Origin of the sequence: Brevundimonas sp., assembly GCF_036399195.1 — a bacterium.
Classification (GTDB): domain Bacteria; phylum Pseudomonadota; class Alphaproteobacteria; order Caulobacterales; family Caulobacteraceae; genus Brevundimonas.
Genome location: NZ_DASWNO010000031.1, coordinates 1 through 8023, shown reverse-complemented (window position 1 = coordinate 8023; position 8023 = coordinate 1). Strand labels below are relative to the sequence as shown.

10 protein-coding genes and 1 pseudogene are annotated in these 8023 nt (G+C 70.3%); 8 read left to right on the top strand and 3 right to left on the bottom strand.

The annotated features are described in order from the left end of the window. A partial coding sequence (locus VGB60_RS01780) for a PfkB family carbohydrate kinase (protein ID WP_331036568.1) occupies positions 1-510 on the top strand: 510 nt, incomplete at its 5' end. 122 nt (positions 511-632) lie between these two features. Here VGB60_RS01780 and VGB60_RS01775 read toward each other — a convergent pair. The 3 genes from VGB60_RS01775 to VGB60_RS01765 are packed head-to-tail and all read right to left on the bottom strand — an operon-like array spanning position 633 to position 2086. Further along, positions 633-1178 carry a Smr/MutS family protein gene (locus VGB60_RS01775; protein WP_331036567.1) on the bottom strand — a complete coding sequence of 182 codons (546 nt, stop codon included), beginning with the start codon at positions 1176-1178 and terminating at the stop codon, positions 633-635. Then, complete coding sequence (locus VGB60_RS01770; protein ID WP_331036566.1) at positions 1175-1435, bottom strand: helix-turn-helix transcriptional regulator; 261 nt, start codon at positions 1433-1435, stop codon at positions 1175-1177. Before VGB60_RS01770 ends, VGB60_RS01775 begins: the two co-directional genes overlap by 4 nt. 60 nt (positions 1436-1495) lie before the next feature. Continuing rightward, positions 1496-2086 (bottom strand): DUF2975 domain-containing protein, encoded by a 591-nt coding sequence (locus tag VGB60_RS01765; protein WP_331036565.1) that lies wholly within the window; start codon positions 2084-2086, stop codon positions 1496-1498. Positions 2087-2577: 491 nt separating this feature from the next. On the opposite strand from VGB60_RS01765, the gene rdgB reads away from it, so the two are divergent. The 7 genes and pseudogenes from rdgB to VGB60_RS01730 form a co-directional block, all read left to right on the top strand. Further along, positions 2578-3180 carry an RdgB/HAM1 family non-canonical purine NTP pyrophosphatase gene (gene rdgB, locus VGB60_RS01760; protein ID WP_331036564.1) on the top strand — a complete coding sequence of 201 codons (603 nt, stop codon included), beginning with the start codon at positions 2578-2580 and terminating at the stop codon, positions 3178-3180. Positions 3181-3309: 129 nt separating this feature from the next. Beyond that, positions 3310-4470 carry a radical SAM family heme chaperone HemW gene (hemW, locus tag VGB60_RS01755; protein WP_331036563.1) on the top strand — a complete coding sequence of 387 codons (1161 nt, stop codon included), beginning with the start codon at positions 3310-3312 and terminating at the stop codon, positions 4468-4470. A 51-nt stretch (positions 4471-4521) separates the two neighbouring features. Next, positions 4522-5394 (top strand): 16S rRNA (cytidine(1402)-2'-O)-methyltransferase, encoded by an 873-nt coding sequence (gene rsmI / locus VGB60_RS01750; RefSeq protein ID WP_331036562.1) that lies wholly within the window; start codon positions 4522-4524, stop codon positions 5392-5394. After that, a complete protein-coding gene (locus VGB60_RS01745; RefSeq protein WP_331036561.1) occupies positions 5391-5825 on the top strand; it encodes a YraN family protein in 435 nt (144 codons plus the stop codon). The genes rsmI and VGB60_RS01745 overlap by 4 nt, the downstream gene beginning before the upstream one ends. Next, entirely contained in the window at positions 5822-6637 is an 816-nt protein-coding gene (locus tag VGB60_RS01740) for a SirB1 family protein (protein ID WP_331036560.1), read from the top strand. Before VGB60_RS01745 ends, VGB60_RS01740 begins: the two co-directional genes overlap by 4 nt. Positions 6638-6835: 198 nt before the next feature. Beyond that, positions 6836-7780 carry a glutathione synthase gene (gene gshB, locus VGB60_RS01735; protein ID WP_331036559.1) on the top strand — a complete coding sequence of 315 codons (945 nt, stop codon included), beginning with the start codon at positions 6836-6838 and terminating at the stop codon, positions 7778-7780. Between the two features lie 89 nt (positions 7781-7869). After that, a pseudogene (locus tag VGB60_RS01730) lies at positions 7870-8023 on the top strand (ATP-binding protein); the annotation flags it as partial.

Sequence of the window (8023 nt, the reverse complement as noted above, 5' to 3'; positions counted from 1 at the left end):
GCCCCGGCCCGCGCCGCCTTCGAAGCCGCCGCCGCCGCCGCCCACGCGGCGGGCCGCAAGGTGGCGATCACCCTGTCGGACACCTTCGTCGTCGCCCGCTGGCGCGCCGAGTTGCTGGCCTTCATCGCGGCCTCGGCCGACATCGTTCTGGCCAACGAAGGCGAGCTAGCCGCCCTGTTCGAGACCGACGATTTCGGCCTCGCCGCCGACCGCCTCGCGGCCATGGTGGAGGTCGCGGCCGTCACGCGCGGTGCGGCCGGCTCGGTGGTCATCGCCGGCGAGGAGCGGGTCCAGGTCGCGGCCTTCCCCGTCGAAAAGGTGGTCGACACCACCGGCGCCGGCGATCAGTACGCGGCGGGCTTCCTGCTCGGCCTCGCGCGCGGCCTGCCGCTGCACGACGCCGGCCGCCTGGGTTCGCTGGCGGCCGCTGAAGTCATCGCCCACTGGGGACCGCGGCCGATGGTGTCGCTGGAGGCGCTGGCGAAGGACGCGGGGCTGGCGCTTGGGTAGTGGCTGGCGGCTAGTGGCTAGTGACTAGTGGTTAGTGATTTTGCCGGGTCGGTCGGGTCGCGGTCAGCGAAGTCAGCAGCCACCAGAGACTAGCCACTAGCCACTAGCCACTAATCACTCCCTCATCCCCGCCGGATCGTCACATACAGCGCGCCCTCGCCGCCGTGGTGGCGGGCGGCCGAGGCGAAGCCGGAGACGACGCCGCGCAGTGCCGGGGCCTGAAGCCATTCGTGGACCGAGGCGCGGATGACGCCGCCGCCGCGCCGGCCCTGACCGGTGATCACCAACACCGACCGATAGCCGCGGGCCTGCGCTCCCATGAGAAACGCCGTCAGGGCGTCCTGCGCCTGGAAGCGGCGGTAGCCGTGCAGGTCGATCCGGGCCTCAATGGGGTCGCGCTCGCGCGACAGGCGGCGTTGGCGGCGGGGCTCCAGTTCGTCCGGGAGACCCCGGATGCGCGCCTGTGACGTTGCGTCAGGGGTCCAGCTCGGCGCGGGATTCGGGCGGGCCTTGACGGCGCCCGTCGGATGCGGCGCGGCGGGGGGATCGGCGATGGCGCCGCCGGCGAGCACGCGCGGCGGCTTCTTCGGCTTCGACGGAGTCACGGAGCCGGCCACCCGGGCCCAGATGCGGCGATCCTCGGGGCTGAGGTCGTCGCGGCGGCTCATGTCGTGCCGGGCGCGTTTCCGTCGGGGTCTTCATCGGAGCCCGGATCCTGCGGCCCCGGCGTCTGGACCAGCAGGTCGCCCGGCTGGCAGTTCAGCTCGCGGCACAGGGCGTCGAGGGTGGTGAACCGGATCGCCCGCGCCTTGCCTGTCTTCAGGATCGAGAGGTTTGCGAGGGTGACGCCGACGCGGTCGGCCAGCTCGGTCAGCGACATGCGCCGTTCGAGAAGGATGCGGTCAAGCTGGACGCGGATGGCCATGATCGCCTCTCTAGCCGTGGGCGCGACGCGGGTCGAGACAGGGACGGGCGGGGTGCGGGGTCAAATAGTCAGCTCCGCTTCCCGGCGCAGGCGCGAGCCCTCGCGGAAGACCTGGGACAGAACGATCACCACGAGGATCGAGAACGTCGGAGTGACCAGATCAAACAGGCTGGGAGCCTTCATGGCGCCACGCACGAATTGGGACACCAGCGTCTGACCGATCCATGAGCCGCCGGTGACGAGGGCGAGGGTCAGGCCGACCTGCTTCAGGCGCGTGACATTGGCGGGCTCGAACGGATCGCCCCGGCGGAGCGAGCGCACCATGGCGCGCAGGTGGCGCAGGATCAGGGCGAAACCCGCGAAATAGGCGGCGAAGGCGCCGACGCCGAACAGGAAATAGGCGCGGGGGATCGGCACGCTGGTGCCGCCGTCGTCGGAGGTCGCGGTCAACCCGAGGGGACCCAGCGGCGCGAAGACGATGAAGATGAAGGCGAGGACCGAGAGCAGGGTCAGCAGGGCAAGGACCCAGAAACCGGCCCACAGCGCCATGCTGAGGAAGCTGGTCATCGATCCAGTGCTGATGCCGGGCAGGACCGGCGGTCGGACGGTGGGGCGGCGGATCCCGAGCGGCAACGTCTTCGGGAAGCGCATGGCGGGCCTCGTTCAGACCGGGGGGTTGGGCGAAGATGCCGCGCGGGGTCCGGTGAACCCACGCGCGGGCTTATTCATCGCGATTGTCATGCCGATCGTCAAAGCTCCAATGAGACATTCTGTCTGGCCTTCCGCCCTGCGGGCTGGTCAGGCCGGCGAACGATCACAGAGCCTGGAGCAGGGTGGAGACCAGGGCGGTCGGCAGGGCGGCGAGCAGGAAGGCGTTCAGGATGCCGTGGCCAACCTTTTCGATGAAGTAGGAAGCGTTCATGGTGTTCATGGTCTTTCTCCGTTGTCTTGTTGAAGGGGCCGCTTTGACCCCGATCTGGTTGTTCCGCTGCATCGATCTTGCCTGTCTTGGCTTGTTCGGGGAACGGTGCGGTCCCCGTTCTTGAGATAATAGATAGGCCATACCCCTAAGGAAGTCATGTTACATATCGTTTAACGATATTAAACTTTGGCAATGGATTGTTGCGGAGCGCGTGATCGGCATGAAGTTGAAACTTATCAAGGGGATGCGTCTGATCGTGGCGACGCACAACGCCGGCAAGGCGGTCGAAATCAACGCCCTGCTGGACGGACATTACGAGGTGGTCACCGCAGCGAGCCTGAATCTGCCCGAGCCGGACGAGACCGAGAGCACCTTCGTCGGCAATGCGCTGCTGAAGGCGCGCCATGCCGCCGACAGGGCGGGCGAGGTCTCCCTGGCCGACGACTCGGGCTTGTCCGTTGCGGCGCTGAGTGGGGCGCCGGGTATTTTTTCCGCGCGCTGGGCCGGGCCCGAGAAGGATTTCGCCTTCGCCATGCGCCGGGTCGAGGAACGGCTCGAGGAAGTCGGCTCGGACGACCGCAGGGCGTGGTTCACCTCGGCGCTGGCCGTGGCCTGGCCGGACGGACCGGCTGTGGTGGTCGAGGGCCGGGTGGACGGGACGCTGACCTTTCCGCCGCGCGGAGACCGGGGCTTCGGCTACGACCCGATCTTCATTCCGGACGGGCACAGCCAGACCTTTGGTGAACTGGACCCGGCGCTGAAGGACTCCATCAGCCACCGGGCGCGCGCGTTCGAGAAGCTGAAGGCGGCTTTGATGGTGTGAGTGGCGAGTGATTAGTGGCTAGTGGTTAGTGATCGCCGCGCCTCTGGCGGCGGAAGGGCGGCGCGGCCAGCGCCGTTGCACAGCCGCTGGCCAGCCACTAACCGCCAACCACTAATCACCAAGCGCCCCATGCCCTCCGTCCCCGACCCCGGCTCCGACGTCGCCGTCTACGTCCACTGGCCCTACTGCGCCCGCATCTGCCCCTATTGCGACTTCAACGTCGTGCGCGACCGGGGGCGGAGCGAGGAGCAGGCGAGGCTCGTCGCCGCGATCCTGAACGATCTGGAGCGGCAGGCGGGGCTGACTGGGCCGCGCGGTCTGGCGTCGATCTTCTTCGGCGGCGGGACGCCGTCGCTGATGGCGCCGGACGCCGTGGCCGCCGTGATCGAACGGGCGCGCGAGCTCTTCACGCCTGCGGGCCCGGTCGAGATCACGCTGGAGGCCAACCCCACGGACGCAGAGGCCGACCGGTTCGCCGCCCTGGCGGCGGCGGGGGTCAACCGGCTGTCGATGGGGGTGCAGGCGCTGGACGACGCGGCGCTGGCCTTCCTCGGCCGGAACCATTCGGCGGAGGAGGCGCGGCGGGCGGTGGGCGTGGCCCGGACCGCCTTTCCGCGCCTGTCCATCGACCTGATCTACGCCTGGCCGGGTCAGACGCCGGACGGCTGGCGCGGCGAACTGACGGAGGCGCTGGCGCTCGGGTTCGAGCACGTCTCTCCGTATCAGCTGACCATCGAGCCGACGACGGCGTTCGGCCGCGCCGTGGCCAGGGGGGCGTGGGCGCCTGCGGACGACGATCTGGCCGCCGACCTGTACGAGACGACGCAGCGGGTGCTGCGGGACGCCGGCTTCGAGGCCTATGAGGTCTCCAACCACGCGCGTGGCGCCGAGGCCCGGTCGGCGCACAACATGCACGTCTGGCGAGGCGGCGATTATCTCGGCGTCGGACCGGGCGCCCACGGGCGGCTCACCCTCGCCGGCGCGCGGACCGCGACGGTCGCCCACCGGTCCATCGGCGATTATGTCGGGGGCGTCGCGGCGGCGGCTCCATGGGCCGAGCGCGAGACCCAGTCGCCGCTGGAAGCCGCCGAGGAGAGGGTGCTGCTGGGCCTGCGGACGGTCGAGGGCGTTTCGATGGGGCTGCTGTCCGGCCTCGGCCTGTCCTCCTCCGCCGGGCCGCTCGGCGGCTTGATCGAGGACGGATTCCTCGCGGTCTCGAATGGCCGGGTCGCGGCGACCGTCGCGGGCCGGTCCGTGCTCGACAGCGTGCTGAAGGCGCTGCTGGTCTAGGGTCGACCGCTCGCCCTTGAGTGGAGCGGCCCCGGCTGGCACGGTCCGGCCATGTCCGACACCGTCGCCTTTCCGCCGGCCCAGCCCCCGCCGCGCCCCGTGGCGCCCGGGTTGTATCTGGTGGCGACGCCGATCGGCAATCTGCGGGACATCACCCTGAGGGCGCTGGACGTGCTGGCCGCCGCCGATCTGGTGCTGGCCGAGGACACGCGGGTGACGGGCAAGCTGCTGTCGGCCTATGGGCTCAAGGCGAAGCTGGAGCGCTGCGACGACCACGCCTCGGCGCGCGCCGCCGGGCTGGCGATCGAACGGGTGCGCGAGGGAGCGGTGGTGGCGCTGGTGTCCGACGCCGGCACGCCGCTGGTCAGCGATCCCGGCTTCGTGGTCGCGCGGGCGGTGATCGCCGAGGGACTGCCTGTGCATCCGATTCCGGGCGCATCCAGCCTGCTGGCGGCGCTCTGCATCGCCGGCCTGCCCGCCGACCGTGTGCTGTTCGCCGGTTTCCTGCCGCCGAAGTCGGGCGCGCGGCGCAGCGCGCTGGAAGAGGTCCGCACCGGACGCCAGACGCTGGTCTTCTTCGAGAGCGGCCCCCGGCTGGCGGACAGCCTCGCCGACATGGCGGCGGTGCTGGGGTCCCGGCCCGCCGCCGTCTGCCGCGAACTGACCAAGCTCTACGAGGAGTGCGTCCGGGGCTCTCTCGCCGAGCTCGCGGTCGATCCGCGCTGCCAGTCGCCCAAGGGCGAGATCGTGATCGTGGTCGCGCCGGGCGAGGCGGAGGCGGCGTCGGAAGCGGACGCCGACGCGGCGTTGGCCGAAGCCATGACCCGTCTGCCGCCGGGCGAGGCGGCGGCCGAGGTCTCCCGCGCGCTGAACCTGCCGCGCAAGCCGCTCTACAAGCGGGCTCTGGAGCTGCAGGGCCGGTGACCACGCCTCCGACTCCCGTCAAGGCTCCGCGGTCCGAGCGGGTCAAACAGGCGTGGCGCGTCGGATCCGGATCGCGCTCGCATCGGGCCGGGCACGCCGCCGAATGGATGGCGGTCGCCCTGCTGATGGCGCGCGGCTATCAGGTGCTCGGCTTCCGGCTGAAGGCCGCCGGCGTCGAGATCGACATCCTCGCGCGGAAGGGCCGGACGCTGGCGGTGGTGGAGGTGAAGCGTCGCTCCACCCTGGAGGCGGCGCTGACGGCCCTGACGCCGGCGCAGTACGACCGGCTGCTGGCGGCGGGCCGGGCGGTGTTGCGTCAAAGACCCAGCTTGGCCGGACACGTTCTCAGAATCGACACGGTGGCGCTGGCTCCTGGCCGGTTTCCGCGCCATCGTCGCGGCGTGGTTGCGTTCGGGAGGACTGCGGCTTGACGCGTGAAGACGCCATCGCCCTGCTGACGGAGGCGGGACAGGCCGGGGATGAGGCCTTCCCCCTGCTGGAAGCCGCGATCGCCTGCGCCATCCACGACTATCCCTTCCGCGACCCGGAGCCGGTCCGCACCCTCGCCGGGAACGCCGCCGAGCGCCTATCGGAGCGCATTGGCAGCGAAAGTCCCGACGACGCCCTGGCCGAGACGATGGCCGCCGACCTGAGGTTGAACGGCGACCTGCTGAACTACGACGATCCCGCCAACACCGACGTCATCGACGTGGCCGAGCGGCGGCGGGGCCTGTCGGCGACCCTGTGCGTCTTCTATCTCGACGCCGCGCGTCGGGCGGGCGTGAAGGCGCAGGGCGTCGACTTCCCCGGCCACTTCCTGCTGCGGGTCGAGACCCCGGACGGCCCGGTGGCGCTGGACCCGTTCAGCCAGGGACGTGTGGTGCTGCCGTCCGAACTGACGCGGCGAGCGTTGAGGGCGGGGCTGACGCCTCATGTCGCGGACCGGCTGGACGTACTGATGGCGCCGGTGTCGGACCGGCAGGCGCTGATCCGGCTGCAGAACGTGCTGTTCAGCCGCGCCATCCGCGCCCAGGACTTCGACGGGGCTGAACGCTCGGCCCTGCGCCGCGCGCTGCTGGACCCCGAGGATCACCGGCCTTGGCTCGACGTCGCCGCGGCGCGGGAGAAGCAGGGCGCCCTGACGGGGGCGCTCGAGGCCCTGTCCCGCGCCCGCTCGCTCGATGATCCGATGGAGGCCACGCGCCGGATGTCGGTGGACCGGGTGAGGCTGCAGCTGAACTGAGTGGTGAGTGATTAGTGATTAGTGCTGGGCCGGCGCCTGACCGAGGGATCGGCCTGCGCCGCCCTTCCGCTGACAGCGCAGCGCCATTCACTACCCACTAATCACTAATCACCACCCGCGCGTCCGTGGGCCAGCCTTGCGCTCCGTCCCGCCGCTGCCCATTAGCCAAGCTCCCGCCCGCTGTGAAGGACGCTCCCGATGCTGAAAGTCGCGATCCAGATGGATCCCATCGAGGCCGTCAATATCGAGTCCGACACCACCTGGCTGATGATGACCACGGCGCAGCAGCGGGGCCATGCGCAGTGGGTGTACGACTTCCGCACCCTGGCGCTGGAGGACGGGCGGCTGTTCTGCCGGGCGCGGCCGGTCACCCTGAGGCAGGTCGAGGGGGACCATGTGAGCTTCGGCGCGGAGGCGAAGCTGGACCTGGGCGCTGACGTCGACGTCATCCTGATGCGGCAGGATCCGCCCTTCGACATGGCCTATGTCACGGCGACCTATCTGCTGGAGACGGTTCATCCGCGCACCCTGGTGGTGAACGACCCGGCCGAGGTGCGCTCGGCGCCGGAAAAGCTGCTGGTCACCCGTTTCCCCGGCCTGACGCCGCCGACGCTGATCTCGTCCGACCCCGTCGCCCTGGTGGACTTCCACGAGCGCCACGGCGACGTGGTGCTGAAGCCGCTGCACGGCGCCGCCGGCTCGGGCGTGGTCCGGCTGAAGGCGGGCGATCCCAACCTGGAGGCGCTGATCGAGATTCACGCCACGGGCAGCCGCGATCCGCTGGTGATCCAGAAATTCATCCCGGCTGTGGAGAAGGGCGACAAGCGCATCATCCTGATCGACGGCGAGCCGGTGGGGGCGATCAACCGCATTCCGGCCAAGGGGCAGGTGCGCTCGAACCTGCGGGTCGGCGGCACCGCGGCGCCCGTCGAGCTGACGGCGCGGGACCGCGAGATCTGCGCCGCCATCGGGCCGACGCTGCGGGAGCGGGGGCTGCTGTTCGTCGGCATCGACGTGATCGGCGACTATCTGACCGAGATCAACGTGACCTCGCCCACGGGGGCGCAGCAGATGAAGCGCTTCAGCGGCGTCGATGCGGCCGCCCTGATGTGGGATGCGATCGAGCGCAAACGCGCCGCCTGAAGAATCTTCAGGTTGTGTTGAACCGATAATTGGAGTTGCAGGCATCCTCCGTTCGTGATCTGTTCCGCCGCGGATGAGCGGAGGACGCCGTGGCGGCTCGGGTGGTGACGGTCGCGTTCGAAGGGGTCGAGGCCCGGCGGGTGGACGTCGAGGTTCAGCTGGTCGGCAACGACGGCCCCATCGTCTTCGCCATCGTCGGCCTGCCGGACAAGGCCGTGGCCGAGAGCCGCGAGCGGGTGCGCG

What these genes read in the sequence shown, in the direction of transcription:
- VGB60_RS01765 (WP_331036565.1), bottom strand. Translation starts at nt 2,086, where the DNA reads ATGCGCTTCCCGAAGACGTTGCCGCTCGGGATCCGCCGCCCCACCGTC.
- hemW (WP_331036563.1), top strand. Translation starts at nt 3,310, where the DNA reads ATGCCCTCCGTCCCCGACCCCGGCTCCGACGTCGCCGTCTACGTCCAC.
- gshB (WP_331036559.1), top strand. Translation starts at nt 6,836, where the DNA reads ATGCTGAAAGTCGCGATCCAGATGGATCCCATCGAGGCCGTCAATATC.
- rdgB (WP_331036564.1), top strand. Translation starts at nt 2,578, where the DNA reads ATGAAGTTGAAACTTATCAAGGGGATGCGTCTGATCGTGGCGACGCAC.
- rsmI (WP_331036562.1), top strand. Translation starts at nt 4,522, where the DNA reads ATGTCCGACACCGTCGCCTTTCCGCCGGCCCAGCCCCCGCCGCGCCCC.
- VGB60_RS01775 (WP_331036567.1), bottom strand. Translation starts at nt 1,178, where the DNA reads ATGAGCCGCCGCGACGACCTCAGCCCCGAGGATCGCCGCATCTGGGCC.
- VGB60_RS01770 (WP_331036566.1), bottom strand. Translation starts at nt 1,435, where the DNA reads ATGGCCATCCGCGTCCAGCTTGACCGCATCCTTCTCGAACGGCGCATG.